Source organism: Paraglaciecola sp. (genome assembly GCF_039942875.1).
Lineage (GTDB): Bacteria > Pseudomonadota > Gammaproteobacteria > Enterobacterales > Alteromonadaceae > Paraglaciecola.
Map to the genome: position 1 here is coordinate 138,227 of NZ_JBDVBQ010000024.1, position 26,073 is coordinate 164,299.

Here is a 26,073-nt window from a genome sequence, read left to right on the forward strand (position 1 = left end):
GTTATTCGATGATAGGCGCCGCTGTTTTTCGACGCGCTATTAGTTCTTCCGTCATTTGACGTTGTTTTTGCTCAGTTATCGGATAAAAAAGCATTAATACCGCAGCGGCGAAACCGAAACCTGCAGGTATAAAGCTCATGAGCAAAGCCATAGCAGGCAATGAACCCTCTATGGTTGTTGGGTCCATACCGTCGTATCCGTAACTTGCCAAAACCACTAGCATTAATGCTCCCGCAAATCCGCTACCTGTTTTTTGTACAAAGGTTCCAGCTGAGTAAATTAAACCAGTGGCTCGTCGACCATTTCGCCATTCGTTGTAGTCGGCTGAGTCACCTAACATTGAAAAGAAAAGGGTAGGCATCATGGCTGCGAAAAACTCAGCGCCGCATCCCAGTATGAATATTTGAACCACGCTTGTACCCGGCAGCCAGAAAAAGCCACAAGTTAATAAGCTACTCATTGCCAACGCTATGATAAGGAGGGTTTTACGGCCAATTTTTTCGGCTATAAAGCTAGTACACAAGGCGCCCAAAATAGAGACAACAAGCAAGGCAATAAAATATTGCCCGGCCATAATTTCGTCACCCACGTAATACTTAAAGTAATAGGCGATGACACCGTATTTAATACCGTTGAACATCATGGTTAAAAAGCCGATGCCTAATAAAATCAACCAGGGTTTGTTCGTGATGAGGTCAAGCATGTCTTGTTGTACACCAGACTTAGCCGCTGCATTACTCTCTTGATTTTTTTTGAGTAAACGCTTTACAAACCAAGTCATTAAGCTGATGACTAAGACAAACAAAATACCGGTTATCCAATTGCGAAAGTGGAAAAATGCCGTCATAAACCCAAGTGGCAATAGGATAAAAGGCAACTGCTTGCTAAGGTCCTTCAATTCACTACCTAGGCTTTTTTGCTCTTTTAGTACCGGCATGACTCGTTCTTTGGTGGTGGCAACTGAGATAACCATTAAAGCCATTAATAGCCCAGCAAAGAAATACATAGTGTACTGATAGCCTAGAGCATCATCGCCAGCGCCAAATTTACTGACTAAGGTTGGTAAAAAGCCCATTACGAATAAGCCACCTAAAAATGCTCCGGCAAAACGAAAGCCGCTTAAGCTGGTACGCTCGTTATCATCTTCAGTCATTACCCCCATTAATGCTGAATAGGGAACGTTGTTAACTGTATATGCGAGCGTCAGTCCTATGTAGGTGACATAGGCATAAATGAGTTTGCCGTTTGCTGATAAATCTGGGGAGGTAAAACAAAGGACCATAAATAAACATAGAAATGGGGTTGACCAGAATATCCAAGGTCTAAATTTACCCCATGCTGTATTTGTGCGGTCGGCAATCATACCCATGATGATGTCTGTAACACCGTCAGATAACCTAACGACTAAAAATAGAATGGCTGCTGCAGAAGCTGCCAATCCAAAGGTATCAGTATAAAATACCGCTAGGTATGCTAGAGCCCCGCGCCAAACTAAATTGGCTGCCGCGTCGCCCATGGCATAACCTACTTTTTCATACAGTGGCAATTTTGTCATTCTAAAAACTCCGAAACTTCATCATGTGTATATGCAATTGCATAGGTCGAATTCAATTTTTAGCAGAATATACCAAGGTTTGATAAAAATAAGTTAATGGCGAATATCTACGATGATTAGTCTAAATATTAATGAAAACGTTTTCAATAACTTCTTGTGAAAAAAAAGTACATATTGTAAAAAAATGTTATTTTTAAGTAACGTTTATAAGTTCATTTTAACGATTTAACGGTCCGTTTTGCCGAGTTAATGTTGACTGATTGTAACGTTCGTGTCGAAGCTGCTTTCTATAAATTACATCTTTTGTAGCGATATTGTTAATATTTTTGTTTGGTTTTTTATATTTATTACTTTAATTTCACTTGCCTAACCTATTGTATTTGTTGATTAAAGTTTTTGTTTTTTGACGTTTTATGTATTTGAGGGGATGGTCAATCAACACTTGTTATTGATGATCTTATTTTTTAAATGTAAAATTTGTTGAGTTAAATCATTGACAATTACGCAGAGTGTAAAATAAATGTAAATTTTTATTGACCTGCAGCCAAGTGTTCTTTAATTTAATGAAAGCGTTTTCATAGAAGCTAGAACATTAACTTGCTTAAAGTGAGTATTGAAATCGCTTGGTAGTTACACAATGGAACAAACACACACATTAACAAATCATTGAAAGTTAGAACGAATCAATGAGAGGAAAGACAATGCAGAAACATGGTACTTCATTTACTAAAACACGCTTAGCGGCTAGTTTATCTATCGCTTTGGGCGTGAGCTCGATTGCTCCTGTTGCTTTGGCGCAAGAAGCGAGCGCAGATGACGTAGAAGTTATTAACGTCAAGGGTGTTCGTGGTAGCTTAATTCGCTCCATGGACGTAAAGCGCAGTAGCGACGGTATAGTAGATGTCATATCTGCTGAAGATATGGGTAAGTTTCCTGACACTAACCTCGCTGAGTCTATGCAACGTATTACGGGTGTTGCTATCGATAGAAGCAATGGTGAAGGTAGTGAAATCACAGTTCGTGGTTGGGGCCCTCAGCAAAATTTAGTGTTATTCAATGGTCGTCAAATGCCTAGTTCTACTGGCAGTCGCTCATTTGATTTTGCTAATATTGCTTCTGAAGGTGTTTCTGGCGTTGAAGTTCATAAAACAGGTAATGCGGCTATCGCAACAGGCGGTATTGGTGCAACAGTTAATATTTTAACGAATAGGCCGTTAAACAACGCCGGCACAGTAGCCGTTGTATCTGGCAAGTTAGTCAACGATACCTCAACCGATAAAGGTAGTGTGACGCCAGAGATTTCTGGTATTTACTCTACTAAGTTCGATGACGGCAAATTTGGTGTGTCAATTACCGGTAGCATTCAAAAACGTGAAAGTGGTAATCAACAAGCGCAAGTGGGTACTGGCTGGAGAAATTTTGAAGGCTCTGCTGACAATACGACTGACTGGGGTGGCGTAGCAGACGATTCTACACAAATTAACCGTCCAGGCGCTGATGATGTGTACTCTGTTCCACAAACGACTATTTATCGTTTTGAAGAGCAGCAAAGAACCCGTAAAAATGCTCAGTTAGTATTACAATACCGACCTGTTGATACTCTGACGGCTACTCTAGATTATACATTCTTTGAAAACGCTACCGCTGTTCAGCACCAAGATATATCAGCCTGGTATGGTTTTGGTCCTTCTGAAAACGTTTGGACAGATGGCCCAGTAGCTTCACCATTATTGTACTCTGAAACTTATAGTGCACCTGGCGATTTGTCGATGGCTGCTGGTCAGTCTGCAGGGAAATCTACAACCAACTCTATTGGTCTTAATTTAGAATGGGAAGCCACTGACGACCTTAAAGTTAGTTTAGATTACCACAACTCTGATTCTGAATACGGTGCAGACGGTCCTTGGGGAACGAGCTCAAACTTATCTATGGCAGGCTTTGTACGTACTAGTGCTGCAACCGATTTTACTGGCGATTTACCTATTTTATCAGTAGGTGGTGGCAACGATGTTGAATGGTCTGACATGCGTGTTACCGGAAGTGTTTTTGGGAATGGCCGTAATACTCAAGATATTGAACAAACCCAATTAGACTTCGAATACAACTTAAATGACACAACTAGTATCGATTTTGGTTTAGCTGTAAACGAAGTGAGTAACCGTGTTCAAAACGTTAACGTGCAACGTAACGATTGGGGTGGTGTGGGCGAAGAGGGTGACTTTGAAGAAGAGTGGTTTAAGAGAGACACTATTCATGACAAATTCGATGTTAGCGGCGGCGACTTCAGTGTTGCTAATCAGTTAAATGATCCGACGCTTACAGATTTTAGTATTTTAGATACAATCTTCTTCTGGGATTTCGAAGAAATCAGAGCCAGAGCTGCAGAGCTTTATGATAATACTTCTACCATTATTGGTGATTGTGGAAATTCTTTTTGTCCATCCACACAGTTTGATGCTCAAGAAGATAGAACAACCACTGAAACCAATACCTCTGCATACGTAAAAGTTAATTGGGAAACCGATATCGGTGATATGTACCTAAGACTAGATGGTGGCTTACGTTATGAACAAACTGATGTTAAGTCTACATCAGCTGTCGTTGCATATGATCAAGCCACTTGGGTTGCAGGGACTGAAGTTGTACTTAACGAAAATGGGCGTACTTTTTTAACTCAAGAAGGTGACTATGACTATTTACTTCCTAGCTTAAACGTTTCACTAGAAGTGACTGACGACATAGTTGTTCGTGCTGCATACAGTGAAACCATCAGCCGAGCAGACTATTCTAATTTGTTAGGCGGAACTTCGGTTGCGAGTCTTGCAAATAGAGCGGGCGGTAACGGTAGTGCTGGTAATCCTGGGCTGCTGCCTCTTGAATCGACTAACTTTGACTTATCTTTTGAGTGGTATTACGACGATGTAAGCTACGTGTCTGTTGGTTACTTTACTAAAGATGTAGTTAACTTTATTTCAAGTGACAATGTTGACTCTGATGTGTTTAACCTAGCAAACCCTTTAGATGGTGCTAAGTATGATGCAGCTATAGCAGCACTTCCTGCGGGGGCTACAGGGGAAGAGATTAGAGAATATATCTTTACTAACTTTGCTGACGACCCTTTTGTTGATGTTGCTGCAGGAACTATTACAGGTGACCCTGCTACTGATAATACTTTGATATTTACAATTGGCACACCTACCAACTCTGCTGAAAGCAGAACTGTTGATGGTCTTGAACTGGCAGTTCAGCACTTCTTTGGTGATTCTGGTTTCGGTATTTTAGCAAACTATACCTATGTGGATTCTGACTTAGAATACGATAACACTGTTCTTGATGATCAGGCTGCTATCTTGGGGCTAAGTGATACCGCTAACCTAATCGGTGTTTACGAAAAAGACGGTTTATCTTTGCGATTAGCATACAACTGGCGTGATCAGTTCTTAAATTCTCGTAGTCAAGACACTGGCGGGTTTGCTCCACAATATACTGAAGAATATTCACAGTGGGATCTAAACGCAAGTTATGAAATCCCATCGGTTGAAGGCTTATCAGTGTTTGTTGAAGCATTAAACATTACCGATGAATATACTCGTATTAGCGGACGAGCTACTGAGCAAGTATTGAACTTGACTCAAACTGGAGCTCGATACAACTTAGGTGCTAGATATCGTTTCTAGCGTCTAATTTGACTAAAAAAGGAGCTGCGTAAGTGGCTCCTTTTTTGTTTTTATAGATACTAGGGGCTGTTGATTTTTGGTTTGAGTAAAGTTTATTCATTTAAGATCAACAGCCCCTAGTATCCTAATAATTTGGTATATTATCTGGATATTATGAGTGAGGAAGTGGGAGCAGCAACAGATGACTAAAATTGTGATAGTAGGTGGTGGGTCTGCAGGTTGGATAACCGCAGGATTATTAGCTGCAAAACACAACTGTAAAGAGTCAACATCTGTTCAGGTCTGTGTGATTGAGGCACCTGATATTGCCACTGTGGGAGTAGGTGAGGGCACATGGCCTTCAATGCGCAATACGCTGAAAGACATGGGAGTTTCTGAAACTGAGTTTATTAAGCAGTGTGATGTAAGTTTCAAGCAAGGCTCTAAGTTTGTAAATTGGCAAACTGGGGCGAATGACGCTTACTACCATCCATTTACACTTCCTGTGGGTTTACCTGAATTTAATATTGCGCCTTATTGGTTACCAGTGAAAGAACAAGTTAGTTTCGCTAACGCAGTTTGCTCACAGGGAATATTGTCAGAGCACAACCGAGCGCCTAAACAAATTTCTACGCCAGAATACGCCTTTAATCTTAATTATGGCTATCACCTAGACGCCGGTAAATTCGGTGAGTTTTTAAAACAACATTGCACCAAACAATTAGGCGTTAATCATATTCAGGGTAAAGTGATTCAGATCAATAACGACCCTGAAGGTTGTATTTATTCTTTAGACTTAGACACCCAACAACAAGTATTGGGTGATTTGTTTATAGATTGCACTGGATTTTCATCTCTACTAATAGGGCAGCATTATCAGGTTCCTTTTGAATCTAAAAAGCACATATTAATGAATGACTCGGCAATGGCTGTGCAAGTACCCTATGAGAATGAGTCAAGTCCTATTGCTTCATGTACTATTTCTACAGCACAAAAATCGGGTTGGACATGGGATATTGGTTTACCTTCTAGACGAGGCACGGGGTATGTGTTTTCGAGTGCCCATTGCGATGACTCTGTGGCAGAGCAAACGCTGTTAGATTATCTAAAACGTAAAGGTGTTCCAGCCAGTATCAGAGACAAATTAACCCCTCGAAAAATATCATTCACACCTGGTCACCGAAAAGAGTTTTGGCATAAGAATGTGGTAGCTATTGGAATATCAGCAGGGTTTATTGAGCCGCTAGAGGCGTCTGCACTAGTACTAATCGAATTGTCGGCTCGTATGGTTGCAGAACAATTACCTCAAAACAGGGAGCATATGGCCCTTGTAGCGAAAAGGTTTAACAGAATTTTTAGTTATCGTTGGCAGCGTATAGTGGATTTTTTGAAGCTACACTACGTACTTAGTCATAGAGATGATTCTGATTATTGGAAAGATATGCGTGATCGAGGCTCGGTACCTGATTCGTTAAAAGAACTAATGGATATCTGGCAATTTCAAAGTCCTTCTAAACAAGATAACCAACATGCAGAAGAACTGTTTCCTTTTGCTAGTTTTCAATATGTCTTGTACGGTATGGGTTACGAAACTCAGCTGAGTGAAAGTGATGTTAAACCATACCATGTTCAAGAAAGTCAGCGTTTATTTAAAGAGAATCAACAGCATCTATCTAGGCTACTTCAAGCATTACCTAGTAACAGAGAGTTGCTTAATAAAATTAACCAATATGGTTTATCCCGTATATAAATATAACTAGTCAGTTAGTTGGAGATAAAAGAGTCCTATGACTAATACAGTATTACTTAATAGCATCGAACATAAAGACTTAAAAGTTGTAACCTCCTTTGGTGAACAATATGGTGATAATGTCTGGTACACACCTACCTTTCCACTAGAGTTTAGAAGTATCCAAGCTCACTACCCTATATTCTTCCAAAAAGATCCTAATACTGGTGGCTTTTACCCTGTTGCCATGACTGGTTTTCAAGATAATGAAAACCTATTTCTTGAGGGAGACACATGGAATGCCGGTTATGTGCCATTAATGATTAAGCGTCAACCATTTTTTATTGGTAAACAAGATAAAATAGAAGAGGGTAAAACCACTGAGCATAGAGTGATTCATATTGATTTAGACAGCCCAAGACTTAGTGATAGTGAAGGGCAAGTGTTGTTTGCAGAGTTTGGTGCCAGTAGCCCATTTTTAACTGAAATGGCTGATATGTTAGAGACAATTCACCATGGAATGGAGACTAATCAAGCATTTGTTCAGAGCTTGTTAAAGTTTGACTTAATCGAATCATTTACATTAGATCTCGAACTTAATGATGGTTCACAGCATAATATGATTGGCTTCTACACGATTCAGGAAGATAACTTACGTGACCTTGATAAAGATGCCCTTGCGGAATTACACCAAGCTGGATTTCTAGAATCTGCTTATATGATGCTGGCTTCCCAATCTAATTTACGTAATTTGATTGATTTAAAGAACAAGCGAAATGGTGTGTAAGTTCTATTTATGAGTCTATCGTTATCGACACTAGGCCAATGCTGGAAGTTGCATAAATGAAAAGGGTTGATGTTATTGAAGGGGTTACCCCAGATACCTTGTCTAAGGAGTTATTAAACTCTGATACCCCTATTGTGTTGAAAGGATTCGGTAAGCATTGGCCGTTGCCGCAACTTGCTGGCGAAAATGATAAGTTAGCCATGGATTACCTTATGGGATTTTACCGTGGAATGCATGTGTCAGCAGGTTTGGGAGACTCTAAATACAAAGGGCGGATTTTTTATAATGATGAGGTAAATGGTTTTAATTTTAAAGCCGGAAACGTGCGGTTAAATAAAGTATTCGAGCGAATATTACAGCACAGTCAAGATCAAAATCCACCTGCCGTTTATATCGGTTCTACCAATGTTGAGAAGTTATTTCCTGGCTTTAGGGAGCAGCATTTTGTTGATTTAACTGCCCAAAACGCAGTAACTAATATTTGGATAGGTAACCAGTCTCGCATTGCTGCCCATTACGATTTTCCGGCTAACCTTGCATGTTGTTTATTTGGTCAGAGGCGTTTTACATTATTTCCACCCGAGCAATTAGAAAACTTATACGTTGGGCCCTTAGAGCTTTCTCCTGGTGGCCAAGAAATCAGTATGGTTGATTTTGCCACTCCAGATTATGAAAAGTATCCCAAATTTGCAGCAGCACTGAAGGCTTCAATTGTTGCTGAGTTAGATCCTGGAGATGCTTTAATTTTACCAGGAATGTGGTGGCATCATGTTGAAGCCTTTCAATCTCTAAATGTATTAATGACCCATTGGTGGCGACCTGAGCCTTTAATCGGAGGGCGACCTATGGATGCATTACAGCTCGCCATAATGAGCGTTAGAGATTTACCAAAAGAGCAACGTGAAGCATGGAAAAATCAATTTAATTATTATGTTTTTGAACATGACAAGCATAATCATGTACATATTCCTGAAGGCGCACAAGGAATGTTACACACGCCAATTACTGAAAGTGCAGTAATGAATATAAAAAGAAATGTAATTAATAAGCTTAAAAGCTAGCAGAGTCAGGATTTAAAAATGAATAAGCAACTATCAAAAGTAAAACGTGTCGTCATCGCAGGTGGAGGAACCGCTGGTTGGATGACCGCCGCAGCAATGGGGAAATTGATAGGCAAAACCATTGATATTACTTTAATAGAATCTGACGAAATTGGCACGGTTGGTGTGGGTGAAGCAACCATACCCACTTTACACATATTTCATCGATTGTTAGGTATCAAGCCCGCCGAATTGATGGCTGCAACCAGTGCAACATTCAAACTAGGTATTTCATTTGAGAACTGGCGCCAAGTTGACCAAAACTACATGCATTCCTTTGGTTTTTTGGGGAAAGACTGCTGGGCAGGTGGCTTTCAACACTTTTGGTTAAAGGGCCTAGAAAAAGGTTTTAGTAGCAATGATATTGGGGATTATTGTGCTGAGCATTTAGCCGCTCGCGAAAACAAATTTGCCATCTTAGCCAACCAAGAGTTTAACCATGCTTATCATTTTGATGCTAGCCTATATGCTAAGTTTTTAAGAAAAATAGCTGAGGATAACGGTGTGAAGCGCCGTGAAGGTAAAATTGAAAAAGTGAATGTTGATCCTGAAAGTGGCTTTATTACATCTTTGGATATGGCTGATAACTCTGTTGTTGAAGGTGACTTATTCATTGATTGCAGTGGCTTTAAAGGGTTGCTAATTGAAGAGGCATTACATACTGGCTTTGAAGATTGGTCTCATTGGTTACCTTGCGACCGAGCAGTTGCAGTGCAAACCGAAAATATACAGCCTGCTATTCCTTATACTCGTTCTATTGCCCGAAGTGCTGGTTGGCAATGGCGTATTCCTTTACAAACCCGCACTGGAAATGGCCATGTATTTTGTAGTCGTTATATGTCTGACGATGAAGGCAAACAATTACTCCTTGATAATGTTGAAGGCAAATTATTGACCGAGCCTAGAGTCATTAAGTTTAGAACGGGAACTCGGCGCAAACACTGGAATAAAAATTGTGTCGCAATCGGTTTATCTAGCGGTTTTATCGAGCCATTAGAATCTACCAGTATTCATTTGATACAAAGAGGTATTATTCGATTGCTTCAGAACTTCCCTAAAGAAGGGATCCGTCAACCAGATATTGATCATTTCAATAAGCTTACTGAGTTTGAAACCGAAGGAATCCGTGACTTTATTATTTTGCATTATCATGTAACGGAAAGGCGTGACTCGGCATTTTGGAATTATTGCCGTACGATGCCTATTCCTGATTCTCTGCAACATAGAATTGATTTATTTAAACAAACAGGAAAAGTATTCAAAGAATTAGATGAGTTGTTTGGTGAAAGCTCTTGGTTACAAGTCATGTTGGGGCAGGGCTTAAAACCTGAACAATATCACTCTATTGTCGATATGATGGATGATACCGAGCTTGAAAACTTTTTAGAAGGCATTAGAAAATCAGTGAGAGCTAGGGTGAGTGCATTGCCCATGCATAATGACTTTATTAATCATCATTGCAAATCGAATGTGGTTTAACTTAATGGTTAAACCACTTGTCTAAACCTCGGTCAATTATTGACATTAATCCTAACTCTATCCCTGTTATTCGAAACATAGGTGTTGAGCAAACACCTATTATAGTGATTGATGATTTCGCCTTAGATTTAGATGAAATTAAGTCTAAAGCGTTTAAATCTGAAGAATTTATACAGGTAGAGCAAGGGCAGTCTATGTACCCCGGTGTACGCGTAAAGCTTCCTAAAGGCTATGTGGTAGATATGTTAACGCCGCTACAATCTCTATTTAGAAAAACGTATGAAGTACCACCAACGTTTAGAATGCGACCTAAACTCTATGTTTATTCGTTAATATCTACTCAGCCTCAGGACTTAAGTTTGTTGCAGCGTATGCCTCACTTTGACTCAGTACAGCCTTATTATTTTGCCGCTTTGCATTATTTAAACGAAGGTCCGTTTGGCGCCACTGCTTTCTTCCGTCATAAACCTACAGGTTTTGAAAAAATTACCCCAGATAGAGAGCAAACTTATTACCAATCAGCTAAACAGTTTGTCCATGAAAATGGCGAGCCCCCCCAAGAATATTTTGTAAACTCTAACGATCATTTTGAGTGTTATGATAAAGTCGAATACAAGCCGAATAGATTGGTTCTCTATCCGGGGTACCTACTACACTCAATTTTAATTGATAAAGATACTGATATTGATCCAAACCCGAAAACTGGACGATTAACGGCTAATGTTTTCTTAGAATTTTGCTGAGTTATTTTACGTACTTCAGGCAGTCAGAGTCACTCAGCAGTTTCAAGAGTCACCGAGCCAAGCGGCAACTAAAGACGCATTACTGATTGTTAACGCTACTGTATCCATCGCTGCTGCGTTAGCTATAAAGGCTAGCTGTTTAAACTTTTTGTCTCGCAACACGCTAAGTGTCGCTTTTTGACCAACAGATAAGTGGTTTAATTGGGTTTTCAGGTTATCGGCTGATACTTGCCAGTTGTCTATCGCAATTAAAATATCACCGACTTGTAACCCAGAATTATACGCTGCTGTATCTTCTATCACTTGAGTTAACTCAATACCTATATCTCGTGGTTTTGCCATCGCGCCAAACTCAATTAAGAATGGAGAACTGCCTAAATCACCACCTTTGTCTTGAAGTCCATTTCGAGCAAAAAGTGAGACTTCAATTCCGTATTCAGCTAATAACTTGAATGTTGGCAGCTCTTTTGTTGAATAAAGGGCCATATCTAAAAACTTAGATAGATCCAAGTCCAAGTCTTTTTCAATTATTTGCTGGACGCAATCTATCTTGGTTGGAATGTTAAGCTGCCCATATTGAGTCCATAACCCTTGCATTACGTCATCCAAACTATACTGATTTTTACTTTCTTTTCTGATCATTAAATCTAAGCATAAGGCCAAAATAGCGCCTTTATTGTAATAGCTTACAATGTGATTAATTGAGCCTTCATCTTGTTTATAAAACTTAGTCCAAGCATCAAAACTTGAGTCTGTAATACTTTGTTTGAATCGTCCTTTATTGCGTAATAATCGTGTTAGATTTTGAGCGACAACTTTTAAATATGCCTGCTGGCTAATATGTCCAGTTTTTAACAAACTCAAGTCATCGTAGTAACTGGTAAAACCTTCGTAGATCCATAGTTGTTCGGTATATTTTTCAGAGTTTAGCTTAACGTTAAATAGCTCTTCTGGTTTGGTACGCTTTACGTGCCAAGTATGAAAAAATTCATGGCTACACAAACTTAAAAACACCTGATAGCCATCGGTCATCTTGTCAGATTCCATCAAGTTAGGCAGGTCTTTTCGACTGTACATGAGTGCAGTAGAACTAATATGCTCCAATCCACCGAAGGCATTGTCTGTTAATAGGGTAATAAATAAATATCGACGAATAGGAGAGGGACCATTAAAAAAGCTTAGGTGATAGTTGCAAATTTTTGCAAGATCAGAGGCAATCCTTTGGGTATCGGCCTGATGTCCACCAGCAAGCACCAGCTCAAATTCAACATCTTGGGCTGTAAATGGGATAGTATCAAACTCACCAAACAAAACTGGATGGTCAATAAGCTCATCATAATTACTAGCCCAATATTCGCCAAAGTTGTGAATATTACTCGAGGCTGTGTTTAACGTTGTGGCGACTGTCCAATGCGATAAATGCGTGTCTTCAGGTTTTTTTAAAAGGACTTTAACTGCTGTTTGCGTCTGTCCTTCAACGGCTAAAAACACATTTGTACCGTTAAAGAATGCCATCTCATCATTGATATATGCACCTCTAACGGATAGATCAAATGCGTAAATTTGGTATTCAATATGCAATGGCCCTTCACAAGGTGCTACTTGCCAGCTTTGTTTATCAAGTTTTTTGACTTTTAACTCTTGCAGGTTTTTATCTTGGGCATTAATCCATATTATGTTTTTGGCAAAATCACGCACCATGTAACTACCGGGTATCCATGCGGGGAGTGACAAAACTTGACCTTGTAAGTGAGGTTGCTCAATAGTTAAGCTTACATTGAGTAAATGCCCAGTAGTTGAAGTTAATTTTACTTGGTAATGGATTAGTGGTTCTGTCGTTTGCATGATGTTTCTCTAGTAAGTTATTGCTTTTATATACTTTATTTATTACATATGGCAGGTGTATGCTTGTGATTAGATGATAACAAAAGGTTTTAAGGAGTTAGCGTTAAATGGCTATATTAACGGAAAAAGTTGGAATGACTAATGAAGACCTAAAAAAGATCCGTTCAATGCGCCCCGGTCAACAAATTGATTTACAAGTTACAACAGCAAGCACCACAAAACGCGTTAGAACAGAATTTGTAGGTATAGATGGTACTCGTTCATTAATCATAAAATATCCTGATGAGTCTAAGTGGGGGGGCTTAGGAGAAGCGATATTTAAAGATAAGTCGCTAGTAATGCGTTATATACTCGAGGATGAAACTGGGGTAATTATTGCATTTAAGGTGAATGTTGTTCTAGTTTTAACTAAGCCTAGTCACTTAATTTTTACTAGTTTTCCTTTAGCAATTCAAAGTCATGATTTACGTTCCGAAGGTCGAGCTCAAACTCGTATTGCAACTAAACTCACAGATTCTAAGATAGGTGAGGAGATCTGTGAGGCCATAGTGATTGATATTTCAGTTCATGGTTGTCGTATTCAAGTTGATAAGAAATACCTGTCAAATAAATTGAAGTTAAGAGAAGTTATCAACCTAGAGTTTACTAATGACGCTGATAATAAAGTTCAGTTAGTGGGTATAATTATGAATTTTAAATATGATGAAGTTAACTTCTATTGTGGTATTAAGTTTGAGACAGATGAAGCTATTGTAGATCAATTACTTAAAAATTTGATGTTAACCACAGGTTAGTAAAAGGCTAGATATAAAAACAACATAGCTTGCTGCGTAATTTTAATTGATGGTTAAAGATTAACTTGTTAAGTTATTGTTAATTATAAATAGTTGAGAACGAAATGCGCCAGATAGAAGCCTTGTTAAATGAATATGGTGAAAGCCATACTAATAAAACCAATATTGGTATTCATACCATTGCCGTACCAGCCATATATTTTGTCACTATAGCGTTACTTTGGTCGGCTCCTACTCCATCGTTTTTAGATTATTTTAATGTGACCTGGGCACATGTTGTGCTAGTGCCAACTTTGTATTATTACTTTAAATTATCTGGCCCAATTGGTGCAGCCATGACTTTCCTTTCAATATTGTCATTCTTAGGTATTCAAATATTAGAAGGGCTGGGTGTCGTGGTATGGCAGTTTAGTGTGGCGCTTTTTGTTTTAATGTGGATTTTACAATTTATTGGGCATCATATAGAGGGTAAGAAGCCTAGTTTTATGAAGGATTTGCAATTTTTATTGGTAGGCCCTGCTTGGTGGTGGGTACATTGGTTGAAACGTCTGAATATTAATTATTAGTCTTGATTGCGATAAAATCCCCTGATTCTAAGACTAAGTTTTAAACACTTGGTCTTTCTTTTTGTATACTGCATGTGATTTCACTACTCGGAAAAAATTGTGCCTAACTGGGAAAAGCTAGTAGATAGTCGTGAACGACTTTTTTGGACATTGCATACAGCGGGTTGGGTAGGTTTTGCAATTATCTATTATATTGGTTCATTTCTTCATGATATGCGCAGTATTTGGCTGTTAATTATTATGCTAAATGCCTATGCTGGTTGGTTGTTAACCATCCCTCTGAGATATATTTACCGCAAAGCTTTAACCCTTAGTCCTCTGAAAATGATTGCAATGGTAGGGATATGCTTGTACATAACAGCGTTGGTTTGGGCATTAGTAAAAAATCTTAATTACTGGGAGATATATAAAAAAGGTTATCGACCTGAAGAGTGGTACATGTATTTCACCAATACTATCAATTCATTAATTATGGTGACTTGTTGGACTGGGGGCTATTTTGGTATTAAGAACTATCAGATGCTTTTGAAAGAAAAGCAAAATGTTCTTAGAGCCTCTACAATGGCACATCAGGCACAAATTAGAATGCTACGATATCAGCTCAACCCGCACTTTTTGTTTAATACCCTGAATGCCATATCAACTCTTATCTTGATGAAAGAAAATAAAACAGCAGATGCAATGGTAAGCAGATTGAGCGACTTTCTAAGATATTCGCTTGATAAAGATCCGATACGTAAAGTACCACTGATCCAAGAGGTAAAAGTATTAGAGTTATACTTAGAAATAGAAAAAGTGCGGTTTGAAGATAGGCTAAGTGTAGTCTGGGATATTGATGAAAAAACCAAAGATGCTTTGGTTCCAAGTTTAATTTTACAACCATTAATTGAAAACTCGATTAAATATGCTATCTCAAAAGCCTCAGAAGGCGGACAAATTTGTATTTCTGCTAAGGGTTTTGGTCGAGATCTCATGCTAAACGTGAGTGACAATGGACCTGGTGCTGAAATTACTGATGGAAATTTGCCACCTAGTGAAGGCGGGGGAGTGGGCTTACAAAATATTCAAGAGCGGCTTCAAGCACTCTACTTGGATAATTATGCGTTTGCTATTTCACATAACTACCCTTCAGGTGTTAAAGTTAATATAAGAATTCCCTATGAATTGAGTGAAAAATCGGATGGCTCGCTAGATGAAAATTAACACTATGATAATCGACGATGAGCCACTAGCTCGAAAGGGGTTATCAATGCGGCTTACTGATTTTGAAAATATAAATATAATTGGTGAATGTAAAAATGGGCTCGAGGCCGTTATTGCGATCTCAGAGATGCAACCGGATTTAGTCTTTTTAGATATTCAAATGCCTGGTTTAAACGGTTTTCAAGTTATTCATAAATTACAAGAATTACAGCAACCCCTTCCGTTAATTGTGTTTGTTACTGCCTTTGATTCTTATGCGATTAAAGCATTCGAGGTACATGCATTAGACTATGTCTTAAAGCCAGTAGATGAAAGACGCCTTAAAGAAACAATTGATAAAGTTTTGATAACTCTCGAACAGCAACGTCAAGGTGGAAATAGCCAAAAATTGGTAAAATTAGTTGCTGATTTTACTGGGGATGATTGTGAAGTAATCTTAAAAAAGTTGGCAAATGGAGAAAGTATCGCGACTACCTCGTATCCTGATGTGTTGGCCATTAAAGACGGGTCAGAAATAACGCGTGTGGCAATATCTGATATTCAATGGATAGACGCCGCAGGTGATTATATGTGTGTTCATACGGGGGGAAAAACCCATATTATGCGCCGTACCATGAAAGAGTTACAAAACGAGTTAGATCCTAAAAAGTTTGTTAGGGTACATCGTTCGGCCATTGTAAATATCCGATATGTAGAGAAGTTAGTGAGTCATATTAGTGGCGAATATCACCTTATCCTGAGTACAGGAGATGAGTTAAAAGTAAGTCGCAGTCACAGAGATACGGTTAAAGAGATGATTAAGCTTTAGTTACTTAAAAAGCTGCTGTTGAATTTTAAGTAAATACTCGTCAACTGGTTTCTTGTTTTGCCAGCTAACCGCTAGTTTATGTTTGACAGCTTGGTTGTTTTGCTCCCCAATCATGATGCCATTTTCTCCATTGATTGCTTGTTCAACCCCATAAGCACCAAGTTTAGTAGCTAATACTCTATCTTGGCTGACAGGGGAGCCACCTCTTTGTACATGCCCTAAAATCACTGGGCGACATTCTATTTGGGTTTGATCGGCAATCATTTTCGCTAACGTTACTGCACCGCCTGCGATTAAGTTTTCAGAAGCAACAATTATATAACTTGAAACGCCTCGTTTGCTATAAACGTGTTTTAAATGCTCAATGGTTTTGTCGATTTCATCTTGGATGTTTACACATAGCTCAGGCAGTAGAACCCTATCTGCGGCTGAGGCTATCGCTGCGTTTAATGCGATAAACCCAGCATGCCTACCCATCACTTCTATTAAAAATATTCTCTCAAAAGCATCAGCAGTATCACGTACTTTGTCTATAGACTCCAATGCCGTTTCTATGGCTGTGTAATAGCCAATAGTGGCGTCTGTACCACCGATATCATTGTCTATAGTGCCAGGTAATCCAATGACTTGCCCTTTGTAAAACTGTGACAAATGAGCGGCACCTTTAAAAGAGCCGTCACCCCCGATGACTAATAAAGCGTCTATTTGTAAATCTTCAAGGTTCTTAGCTGCAATACGTGCGGTAATTTCAGTATGAAACTCTGCGCAGCGACCACTTTTTAAAATGGTACCGCCTCTTTGTATAATATTAACAACATCTTTAGCTTCAATGAGTGTGTAGTCTTGTTCAACTAAGCCGTTATAACCGTGCTTGTACCCAAGAACTTCTAAATTATAGTGTTCAGCAGTTAAAACGATTGAGCGTATACAGGCGTTCATGCCAGGAGCATCGCCACCAGAGGTTAATATCGCAAGCTTTTTCATCTACAACACCTTACTAAATAGTGACTGTTAGCAAGAGTAGAGGGTTAAATTCTCTATCTCAAGCAAGATTTAATTAAAACCTAAGCTAAATCAATAACTATTAAATTACCTTGCTTGGCTAGTATCAATATTAACTAGGTTCGAAGTTTGATAAAATTCCATAGAGGATGACATAGGATAAAGCTTTTGTTTGATATATGTGTGGTAGGGGGTGGAATGGTAGGTTCGGCCCTCGCTATTGGTTTAGGGAAGTTAGGCCTAAACGTTGCTTTGATTGAACCTCATATGCCTAAAGCTTTTAATGAGTCTCAGTTACCTGATATGCGTGTTTCGGCTATTAGTTTGACCTCTGGTAAGTTGATTACAGAGCTTGGGGCTTGGGATAATATTGAAGCGATGCGTTTGTGTCCTTACGCTAGGCTTTCTGTTTGGGATGATCCCAGATGTCGGACAGACTTTGAAAGTGCTAGCTTAGGGCAGTCCTATTTAGGACATATTATAGAAAACCGTATTGTGCAATTAGGCTTGCAACAGACATTATCTGATTATTCCAATATTCATGTATTTGCTAATGAAGACGCGACTACAGTGCAGTTAGGCTCAAAATCTAAAATAACGCTGTCCTGTGGTAAAACCATAGAAGCTAAGTTAATTGTGGGTGCCGATGGCGCCCAGTCAAAGGTTCGAAAAGCGGCAAATATTGGTGTTCAGGGTTGGCAATACACGCAGCAAGCCTTGGGTATCAAGATAAAAACCAATGGACCCCAACAAGATATTACATGGCAACAGTTCACGCCAGACGGTCCCATGGCTTATCTACCTTTGTTTGATGGATATGGCTCACTAGTTTGGTATCAAAGTGTCGAGCAAATTACGTTATTAAAAGGCTTATCAAAAACCAAGTTAAAACAACAAATACAACAACATTTTCCCAGTGATTTAGTCGATTTTGAAGTTTTAGATGTTGCAAGCTTTGGTTTAACCCGTATGCATGCAAATCAATATTTTAAAGGGAATACCGTGCTTGTTGGAGATGCAGCACACACGATTAATCCTTTAGCTGGGCAAGGCGTGAATTTAGGTTTTAAAGATGTCTCAGTTCTTTTAGATATTATTGAAAAACAGCAAGCAGAGGCAACATCAGACGCATGGCTTTTAAGCCCTGAAAGTTGGCTTAAAGAGTATGAAAAATGTCGTCGTAAAGACAACCTCATTATGATGAGTGCCATGGATGTACTTTATGCCGCGTTTAGCAATAGTTATATGCCGTTTAAAGTGCTTCGGAACCTTGGATTAAAGTTAGCCCATGCGTCTGGGCCATTGAAAAATCAAGCGATGAAATATGCAATGGGTTTACGTTAAGTGCATCTCATTTTTATAGTAAGTAAAGTGTATCAAGTAACAGGTTCAGTATGACTATACTCATTATTTTAGGTTGTTTGTTTATTGCCTTGTTGGTTGTCATTCCCCTAATTGAGCGTTCAGGATTCAGAATGAGCTCAGAACAAATGGGGCAGTGGGGGCGCTGGGTTTTACCTTTATTGGTAATTTTAGGAATTGTTCAACTAGTGATGTACTACGCGAATTAGAAAGTAAATATTTAAAAAGGCAAATTTAATGGCAGTTCATTGGTATCCAGGGCACATGCACAAAGCCCAGAAAGAAATAAAAGAGGTATTGCCTCAAGTTGATGTATTGATTGAAGTACTGGATGCTCGTATACCTTACTCTAGTGAAAACCCTATGATTGCGGAGCTCCGTGGTGATAAGCCGTGCATCAAAGTGTTAAGTAAAACAGATTTGGCTGACCCTAGTGTAACCGCAGACTGGCAAGTTCACCTAGAAAAAGAAAGGGCAGTGAAAACGTTCGCGTCTACTACCGATGAGCCAGCAAAGATGAAGCAAATTATCGAGCTATGCCGAAAAATGTTGCCAGAAAAAGATGCCAGCGTAAAAACGATTAATACTATGATAGTGGGCATTCCAAATGTAGGTAAATCTACTCTAATTAATATCTTGGCTGATAGAGTTATTGCTAAAACAGGTAATGAGGCAGCCGTTACAAAAAATCAGCAAAGAATTAATCTTGGAAATGGAATTACCTTATTTGATACTCCTGGTATCTTATGGCCCAAGCTAGAAAACCCTAATAGTGGGTATCGTTTAGCCTCTACTGGCGCGATTAAAGATACTGCAATGGAATATGATGATGTGGGGTTTTTCGCAGCAGATTACTTGATAAAAGCCTACCCAGAATTGCTTAAAGAGCGCTATAAGTTAGATGATATACCCGATACTGAAATTGAATTTCTTGAGCTTGCAGCTGCAAGTCGAGGAGCTTTACGAAAAGGTGCTCGGGTTAATTTTCATAAAATTTGTGAAGTGCTAGTTAATGAACTACGTTCGGGACAAATTGGTCGAATTAGCCTTGAAACACCAAAAATGATTACGGCAGAAGTTCAACAAATGGCTGAGGTTGAAGCTAAGAAAGCGGCTGATAAAGAAAAGCGTAAAGAGCGTTTTAAAACAGGTTCGTTAACACCTGACAAGAAAGATCGTAAGGAAAAGCGAGAAATTGATAGGGCTGCTCAATCTGCACGAATGAAAAAGCAGAACCGTAGAAAGTAATAACATAAATTAACTAAATGTGACTTACAAGGAGTAGCCTGTGCAAGAGTGTAACTCCTGCGGTAAATGCTGCATTAAATATAGTGATGGTGATTTGTCTGCGTCAGATGAAGATCTAGAAATGTGGAATTTATTTCAGCCTGATATTGCTGAGTATGTAAAAAATGGCTTGATTTGGTTTTCACCGCAAACGGGTAAGCAACTTCACTTGTGTCCATTTCTTCGTAAAACTCAAAACCCTAAACAATCAAATAAAGTTATGTACACTTGTGATATTTACTATGACAGGCCTGAAGATTGCCGTTTTTATCCGGTCACCGTTAAGCAAATGATCAGTGATGAATGCGAAATGCTAGAGGCTAAAGACTTAGCCAATCCTAAGCAGGCGCAAAAAACGTTAGATAAATTACTAGAAGATAGTCGCCCTAGCTTCGACTAGAGCGACATGTATCCTGATTTTAGTCCCAAATTCCTTTTTCAGATTTACCTTGGATTTCGCAATCACCAGATTTATAGGTGATCTCTTCTCCATTTTCTCGCTTCCTAAAGTAATCTTTACTGATAGACACTATGGTTGGAGTCATCCATACAATGGCTGTAATATTGATTACTGTCATTAGACCCAGTGCCATATCTGCTGCGGCCCAAACCTCTGGTAATGCTGCCATTGAGCCCCAAAGTATCATCAATAAATAACCAGTAGTATAAACCGTTCGGCCAATTTTATTATCTAATTTGAACATATGTAGATTACTTTCACCATAGGCATAATTAGCGACAACTGACGTAAACGCAAATAGACTTATAGCCGCGGCAACAAAGTCTCCGCCACCGGCTCCTAGATGTGTGCTCATGGCATTTTGTGTTAAACGAATGCCTTCCATGCCTTCACCTGATGCGCCTCCGGCCAATAAGATCACAACGGCAGAACAGGTACATAAAATCATTGTATCGATAAATACCCCTAACATTTGTACATAACCTTGAGATACGGGGTGATCAGGATTAGGGCTGGCACTTGCTGCAGCGTGAGGCACACTACCAGAGCCTGCTTCGTTTGAATAAAGGCCTCTCTGCACTCCGTGCTTAAATGCAGCTCCTAATGCTCCTGCGCCAGCTTCTTGTAATCCAAAAGCTGACGATACAATGTCCCATAGCATTGCTGGCACTAAATCAAGGTTAAGAATAGTAATAACTAACGTCACAAATACGTAGGTCACGGCCATAAACGGCACGACCCACTCAGCAAACCTTGCTATGGCACGTAGGCCACCGATAACGATTAAACCCGCTAGTACAATAATGACCAATCCAGAGTATAGGGTGGGGATGTCGTATGCGTGGTTCAGTGCGTCGGTTATAGTGTTTGCTTGTACGGCGCTAAATATGAATCCATACCCTAAGAATAAAAATAATGAAAATATAACAGCTAGCCAGCGCTTATTTAGTCCTTGCTGTATATAATATGCAGGCCCACCACGAAATTCGCCATTAGCATCTTTTACTTTATATAACTGACCTAAAACACTCTCTGCAAATCCCGTTGCCATTCCTAGGATTGCTATGACCCACATCCAAAATATTGCCCCAGAGCCTCCTAGGGAAATAGCTACTGCGACACCCGCTAGATTACCAGTACCCACTCGGGCAGAAAGGCTAGTACATAATGCTTGAAAGGAGCTGATACCCGCTTTATCACTTTTATTACTGCCTTTCATTACAGAAAACATGTGACCGAAGTGTCGAATTTGAATAAAACCTAACTTGACTGAGAACCAGACCCCAGCTGCTAATAACATATAAATCAGGATCTGCCCGTTTCCCCAAAGGATGTTATTAATAAAAGCGACAATTTCGTTAATCAAGATAATACTCACAGGTTATTATAATTATATGAGAAGTCTGCCGCTTAATAGCATTTATGTCTAGGGTGAACTGAAGAAGCTATGAATAAAAAGCTCTTTACAAGTGAAGTCATTACCTTTGGGTTAAATAGATGTAAAGAGTTGTAAAATAGCATACAGAAAATAGAAACAAAAAAGCCTGCGTATAATACGCAGGCTTTTTAAATATGGCTGGGGTAGCAGGACTTGAACCTACGAATGGCGGGATCAAAACCCGCTGCCTTACCACTTGGCTATACCCCAACAATACTTTACAAATTGGTGCGGAAGGAGAGACTCGAACTCTCACGCCGTGAAGCACTGGAACCTAAATCCAGCGTGTCTACCAATTCCACCACTCCCGCATACTTCTATCTTAATCAAGATAAAAGTGGTGGCTACAGCGGGACTCGAACCTGCGACCCCATCATTATGAGTGATGTGCTCTAACCAGCTGAGCTATGTAGCCACTTAATCACTCCGTCTCCGAAGTGGCGCGTATTATGCTGATCTAGCTTTTTGTCGTCAACCGTTTTATTACAATAAAATGTCTGTTTGGCTAGATACTAAGCAACTTAGTGGATTTACGGGTATTTGTTGTTCAAAATTACTCAAATATTTTGAAATTAATCTTGTTTAAATAGACTTTCGAAGCAAATTACTCACTAATAATAAAGTAATCATACATAATATTTTAGAAATTTTTGAAGAATTAGGAAAATGTAATGCTTAAAATATATGCAATAGCAACTTGGCTGAGTTTAGCCATATTTAATTTTTCTGCTGCAGCTAAGAATCTGGACACTCCTCAAAGCTACGACGCTTTGCTTAGTAATTATAAATACACACTGTCAGTGAAAACTATAGAGATAGAGTCACAAGGACTTACCTTGTCAATGTCATATAGTTATATACCCGCTAAAGGAGATAAACCTGTTGTAACACTGCTGCATGGGAAAAACTTTATTGCCGATTATTGGGCTAGCACTGCACATTATTTAAGTAAGCTAGGTTATGGGGTATTAATGCCAGATCAAATTGGATTTGGTAAATCCTCTAAGCCGAAAAATTATCAATATTCATTTCCTGGCCTAGCTCGCCACACTAAAACCCTACTTGACTCTCTCGATATCAAAAAGTCTATTATTTTGGGTCACTCTATGGGGGGCATGTTAGCTAGCCGTTTTGCTCTCATGTTCTCAGACACTGTTGAAAGTCTAATCTTGCTTAACCCTATAGGGTTAGAGAATTACCTTCGCTACGTTGAATATAAAGACACAAACTTTTTCTATCAAAATGAATTAAAAAAGACAGCTCAGAGCGTAAAGAGTTATCAGCAAAAATTTTATTATGATGGCCAGTGGAATGAGCAATATGAGTCATTAACTGATTTTATAGTAGGGCAAATCCATCATAATGATTACAAGGATGTCGCTTGGGTAAATGCCAAGACATATGACATGATTTTTACTCAGCCTGTGGTAACTGAGTTTGGCGATTTTAGCATGCACGTTAGCTTAATTATGGGCACAAGAGACAGAACTGGCCCGGGCCGAAATTGGAAGAAACAAGGTATCAAATATCAACTAGGTCGCTACGACAAGTTGGGTAAAACGGTTATGGAAGTTATTCCAAATGGAACCTTATATGAAATGGAGGGGTTAGGGCATTTACCTCATATTGAGGATTTTGAAAGGTTTATTAAAGTATTGAATAAAACGCTTAAAGAGACTTAGTCGCTATTTATATAATTAAATTTTAGCCAAAACCCATATTGGGTTTTGGCTAAATATTACTTAAACGTTAAATCTAAAGTGGATAACATCACCATCTTTAACTATGTAATCTTTACCTTCTAAACGCCATTTTCCAGCGTCTTTTGCTCCTTGCTCGCCATTAAACTCTACAAAGTGCTCATAGCCTATGATTTCTGCTCGGATAAACCCTTTTTCGAAATCAGTATGAATAACACCTGCAGTTTGAGGGGCAGTAGAACCCTCTTTATACGTCCAAGCTCGCACTTCTTGGACCCCAGCGGTAAAGTAGGTGTTTAGTGCTAATAGTTCGTAACCACTGCGAATTACGCGATTTAAGCCTGGCTCTTCTAAACCCATATCAGCCATAAATTCCGCTTTTTCTTCCTCATCTAGCTCGCCAATTTCGGCTTCAATTTCAGCACATACAGCCACTACCACTGCACCTTCAGCAGAAGCAATTTCACGTACTTTATCTAGATAAGGATTATTTTCAAAACCATCGTCATTAACATTGGCAATGTACATAGTAGGTTTTAGTGTGAGGTAGTTCATATAGCTAATGAGCTTTAGTTCATCTTTATCTAAATCTAAAGAGCGTAATAACTCACCCTCATCTAAGTGAGGTTTGATTTTTTCTAGTACTTTGAGCTCAGCTTTGGCATCTGCATCACCACCTTTGGCGCGCTTAGCAACTCTGTGTAAGGCTTTTTCTGTGGTGTCTAAGTCCGATAGTGCTAATTCGGTATTGATGATTTCAATATCATCCTGTGGGCTGACTTTACCGGCAACGTGAACGATATTTTCGTTGTCAAAACACCGTACCACATGGCCTATAGCATCAGTTTCACGAATATTGGCTAAAAACTTATTACCTAGGCCTTCTCCTTTAGAAGCGCCTTCAACTAGGCCTGCAATGTCTACAAATTCCATAGTTGTTGGAATAGTACGCTTAGGGTTAACGATAGCCGCTAGCTTGTCTAACCTTAAGTCGGGAACAGGGACTACCCCTGTATTTGGTTCAATAGTACAAAATGGGAAGTTAGCGGCTTCTATGCCTGCTTTAGTTAAGGCGTTAAAAAGTGTTGACTTGCCAACGTTAGGTAAACCGACTATGCCGCATTTAAAACCCATTTTGATTTCCTCGTAAAGTGTTTTGATTGAGTTGGGTTGATTGCCAACTAATTAAAATTTGTTTTGTATATATTGATTAACAGTAACGTTATTCAGCTTTAAAAGAATGCAGACGATTCATAGCTTTTTTTAAGTCTTCTTTGATTAATATCTCTACACAACGTGTAGCCTCATCAATGGCATCTTCAATTTGTTGTTGTTCGTGTTGTGGTGCTTTGCCAAGTACATGGCCTGTCACGCGATTTTTGTCACCGGGGTGACCGATGCCAATACGTAACCGTAAAAATCCTTTTTGATTTGACATTTTACTGACGATATCACGGATCCCATTCTGACTAGAACTACCACCTATCTTAAATTTAGCTACGCCAGGAGGCATATCTAATTCGTCAAAAGCAACGAGTAAACCTGACAAAGGGACGCGATAAAATTTTGCCATAGCTGCTACAGCTTGACCGCTTTTATTCATATAAGTCGTTGGGATAAGGAGGCGGATATCTTGTCCACTAATCGAGATGCGACCAGTGTAACCATAAAACTTGTTTTCAAGTTTAAGGGGGCAGTTGTATATTTTTGCTAGTGATTCAACGAACCATGAACCTGCATTATGACGGGTGTGCTGATATTCAGGGCCTGGATTACCCAGGCCCACAATTAGGCTAATAGGCGCTAATTGTTTATCAGTCAAAGCAATTATTCCGCAGGTGCTTCTTCTTCAGCTGAGTCATCTTCATCTTCAACTTTAGGACCTTTAGCAATTTTAACAGTAACAACAGCTAAATCGTGAGATTCGCCTTTGTTTAGTTCAACTAAAGAAACGCCTTCAGGTAGAACTATATCAGTCAAATGTAATGTTTGACCTAATTCTACGTTTTGTAGATCAACTTCAATGTACTCTGGTAAGTTACCAGGTAAACAACTAATCTCAACGTCAGCCATGTGAGTTTCAGCATGACCGCCCTGAACTTTAACTGCTTCAGCTGTGTCTTCATTTATGAAGTGAAGCGGCACATTAGTGTGAAGTTCTTTGTTTGCATCTACACGTAAAAAGTCAAGGTGCATAACAATTGGTTTAAATGCATGACGCTGCATGTCTTTAACCAATACTTCAACGCTTTCACCTTCAATATTCAAGGTTAAAACATGAGAGTAAAATGCTTCAAATTCTTGAGCTTGAAACACTTTGTTATGAGTAAGGGTTAAAGATTTCGCTTCTTTGTCAGCGCCATATAAGACAGCAGGTACTTTACCGGCGTGACGTAGGCGGCGGCTCGCACCTTTCCCTAAATCAGTACGGATTTCTGCGTCTAGAGTAAAAATTCCATCAGACATTGTGGTAACTCCAAAAAATAAGTAAATGTGTGTAGATTTTTGCGACCAAAATCTACGTAAATAGGCATACTCCACCAAGGAATAGCACTACCC

Annotated in this window: 22 protein-coding genes and 3 tRNA genes; 15 read left to right on the top strand and 10 right to left on the bottom strand. The window is 39.2% G+C overall.

Features of this window, described 5'->3' with window-relative positions; translation table 11 throughout:
- Window position 1 precedes the first annotated feature (1 nt).
- Window positions 2-1,555: an MFS transporter gene (locus ABJE44_RS07110; RefSeq protein WP_348112361.1), complete on the bottom strand. Its 1,554-nt coding sequence runs from the start codon at window positions 1,553-1,555 to the stop codon at window positions 2-4.
- 701 nt (window positions 1,556-2,256) lie between these two features.
- Between ABJE44_RS07110 and ABJE44_RS07115 the strand changes: the two genes are divergently transcribed.
- The 6 genes from ABJE44_RS07115 to ABJE44_RS07140 all read left to right on the top strand — a co-directional run bounded on the left by ABJE44_RS07115 (window position 2,257) and on the right by ABJE44_RS07140 (window position 11,049).
- On the top strand, window positions 2,257-5,232 hold the full coding sequence (locus tag ABJE44_RS07115) for a TonB-dependent receptor (RefSeq protein ID WP_348112362.1): 2,976 nt from the start codon (window positions 2,257-2,259) through the stop codon (window positions 5,230-5,232).
- A gap of 181 nt (window positions 5,233-5,413) precedes the next feature.
- Window positions 5,414-6,961 (top strand): tryptophan halogenase family protein, encoded by a 1,548-nt coding sequence (locus tag ABJE44_RS07120; RefSeq protein ID WP_348112363.1) that lies wholly within the window; start codon window positions 5,414-5,416, stop codon window positions 6,959-6,961.
- Between the two features lie 37 nt (window positions 6,962-6,998).
- Complete coding sequence (locus tag ABJE44_RS07125; RefSeq protein ID WP_348112364.1) at window positions 6,999-7,727, top strand: SapC family protein; 729 nt, start codon at window positions 6,999-7,001, stop codon at window positions 7,725-7,727.
- A 56-nt stretch (window positions 7,728-7,783) separates the two neighbouring features.
- Window positions 7,784-8,788, top strand: coding sequence for a cupin-like domain-containing protein (locus ABJE44_RS07130; RefSeq protein ID WP_348112365.1), 1,005 nt, complete (start codon window positions 7,784-7,786; stop codon window positions 8,786-8,788).
- An 18-nt stretch (window positions 8,789-8,806) separates the two neighbouring features.
- Window positions 8,807-10,306, top strand: coding sequence for a tryptophan halogenase family protein (locus ABJE44_RS07135; protein WP_348112366.1), 1,500 nt, complete (start codon window positions 8,807-8,809; stop codon window positions 10,304-10,306).
- Between the two features lie 17 nt (window positions 10,307-10,323).
- Window positions 10,324-11,049: a DUF6445 family protein gene (locus ABJE44_RS07140; RefSeq protein WP_348112367.1), complete on the top strand. Its 726-nt coding sequence runs from the start codon at window positions 10,324-10,326 to the stop codon at window positions 11,047-11,049.
- A gap of 42 nt (window positions 11,050-11,091) precedes the next feature.
- On the opposite strand, the gene ABJE44_RS07145 is transcribed toward ABJE44_RS07140, so the two are convergent.
- Window positions 11,092-12,894 carry a PDZ domain-containing protein gene (locus ABJE44_RS07145; RefSeq protein WP_348112368.1) on the bottom strand — a complete coding sequence of 601 codons (1,803 nt, stop codon included), beginning with the start codon at window positions 12,892-12,894 and terminating at the stop codon, window positions 11,092-11,094.
- Window positions 12,895-13,001: 107 nt separating this feature from the next.
- Between ABJE44_RS07145 and ABJE44_RS07150 the strand changes: the two genes are divergently transcribed.
- The 4 genes from ABJE44_RS07150 (at window position 13,002) to ABJE44_RS07165 (ending at window position 16,265) form a co-directional block, all read left to right on the top strand.
- The gene (locus tag ABJE44_RS07150; RefSeq protein ID WP_348112369.1) at window positions 13,002-13,688 is read left to right on the top strand and encodes a flagellar brake domain-containing protein; all 687 of its coding nucleotides are present in this window, start codon (window positions 13,002-13,004) and stop codon (window positions 13,686-13,688) included.
- Between the two features lie 104 nt (window positions 13,689-13,792).
- Window positions 13,793-14,254, top strand: a complete 462-nt coding sequence (locus ABJE44_RS07155) for an Mpo1-like protein (protein WP_348112370.1) — start codon at window positions 13,793-13,795, stop codon at window positions 14,252-14,254.
- Window positions 14,255-14,353: 99 nt separating this feature from the next.
- Entirely contained in the window at window positions 14,354-15,457 is a 1,104-nt protein-coding gene (locus ABJE44_RS07160) for a histidine kinase (protein ID WP_348112371.1), read from the top strand.
- A complete protein-coding gene (locus ABJE44_RS07165) occupies window positions 15,447-16,265 on the top strand; it encodes a LytTR family DNA-binding domain-containing protein (RefSeq protein WP_348112372.1) in 819 nt (272 codons plus the stop codon). Before ABJE44_RS07160 ends, ABJE44_RS07165 begins: the two co-directional genes overlap by 11 nt.
- Here ABJE44_RS07165 and ABJE44_RS07170 read toward each other — a convergent pair whose 3' ends face one another.
- Window positions 16,266-17,249 (bottom strand): ATP-dependent 6-phosphofructokinase, encoded by a 984-nt coding sequence (locus ABJE44_RS07170; RefSeq protein WP_348112373.1) that lies wholly within the window; start codon window positions 17,247-17,249, stop codon window positions 16,266-16,268. It abuts the gene before it with no gap.
- A 186-nt stretch (window positions 17,250-17,435) separates the two neighbouring features.
- On the opposite strand from ABJE44_RS07170, the gene ABJE44_RS07175 reads away from it, so the two are divergent.
- Genes ABJE44_RS07175 through ABJE44_RS07190 form a run of 4 tightly spaced genes read left to right on the top strand, consistent with a single transcriptional unit; the run spans window position 17,436 to window position 20,316 of the window.
- Window positions 17,436-18,611, top strand: coding sequence for an FAD-dependent monooxygenase (locus ABJE44_RS07175; protein ID WP_348112374.1), 1,176 nt, complete (start codon window positions 17,436-17,438; stop codon window positions 18,609-18,611).
- A gap of 50 nt (window positions 18,612-18,661) precedes the next feature.
- Window positions 18,662-18,838, top strand: coding sequence for a hypothetical protein (locus ABJE44_RS07180; RefSeq protein ID WP_166638760.1), 177 nt, complete (start codon window positions 18,662-18,664; stop codon window positions 18,836-18,838).
- 28 nt (window positions 18,839-18,866) lie between these two features.
- Window positions 18,867-19,877, top strand: coding sequence for a ribosome biogenesis GTPase YlqF (ylqF, locus tag ABJE44_RS07185; RefSeq protein WP_348112375.1), 1,011 nt, complete (start codon window positions 18,867-18,869; stop codon window positions 19,875-19,877).
- 40 nt (window positions 19,878-19,917) lie between these two features.
- Window positions 19,918-20,316, top strand: a complete 399-nt coding sequence (locus ABJE44_RS07190) for a YkgJ family cysteine cluster protein (protein WP_348112376.1) — start codon at window positions 19,918-19,920, stop codon at window positions 20,314-20,316.
- Window positions 20,317-20,335: 19 nt separating this feature from the next.
- On the opposite strand, the gene ABJE44_RS07195 is transcribed toward ABJE44_RS07190, so the two are convergent.
- The 4 genes from ABJE44_RS07195 to ABJE44_RS07210 all read right to left on the bottom strand — a co-directional run bounded on the left by ABJE44_RS07195 (window position 20,336) and on the right by ABJE44_RS07210 (window position 22,229).
- The gene (locus tag ABJE44_RS07195) at window positions 20,336-21,742 is read right to left on the bottom strand and encodes an alanine/glycine:cation symporter family protein (RefSeq protein WP_348112377.1); all 1,407 of its coding nucleotides are present in this window, start codon (window positions 21,740-21,742) and stop codon (window positions 20,336-20,338) included.
- A 207-nt stretch (window positions 21,743-21,949) separates the two neighbouring features.
- Window positions 21,950-22,024: transfer RNA gene (locus ABJE44_RS07200), tRNA-Gln, on the bottom strand.
- A gap of 16 nt (window positions 22,025-22,040) precedes the next feature.
- Window positions 22,041-22,125 (bottom strand) — tRNA-Leu (locus tag ABJE44_RS07205).
- A gap of 27 nt (window positions 22,126-22,152) precedes the next feature.
- Window positions 22,153-22,229: transfer RNA gene (locus ABJE44_RS07210), tRNA-Met, on the bottom strand.
- Window positions 22,230-22,485: 256 nt separating this feature from the next.
- Between ABJE44_RS07210 and ABJE44_RS07215 the strand changes: the two genes are divergently transcribed.
- Complete coding sequence (locus ABJE44_RS07215) at window positions 22,486-23,496, top strand: alpha/beta hydrolase (protein ID WP_348112378.1); 1,011 nt, start codon at window positions 22,486-22,488, stop codon at window positions 23,494-23,496.
- A 60-nt stretch (window positions 23,497-23,556) separates the two neighbouring features.
- Here the strand turns inward: ABJE44_RS07215 and ychF are convergent, their stop codons facing one another.
- From ychF to ABJE44_RS07230, 3 genes are all read right to left on the bottom strand, one after another.
- Window positions 23,557-24,648, bottom strand: a complete 1,092-nt coding sequence (gene ychF, locus ABJE44_RS07220; RefSeq protein WP_348112379.1) for a redox-regulated ATPase YchF — start codon at window positions 24,646-24,648, stop codon at window positions 23,557-23,559.
- Window positions 24,649-24,736: 88 nt separating this feature from the next.
- Window positions 24,737-25,336, bottom strand: coding sequence for an aminoacyl-tRNA hydrolase (gene pth / locus ABJE44_RS07225; protein WP_348112380.1), 600 nt, complete (start codon window positions 25,334-25,336; stop codon window positions 24,737-24,739).
- Window positions 25,337-25,341: 5 nt separating this feature from the next.
- On the bottom strand, window positions 25,342-25,980 hold the full coding sequence (locus ABJE44_RS07230; protein WP_348112381.1) for a 50S ribosomal protein L25/general stress protein Ctc: 639 nt from the start codon (window positions 25,978-25,980) through the stop codon (window positions 25,342-25,344).
- Window positions 25,981-26,073 lie beyond the last annotated feature (93 nt).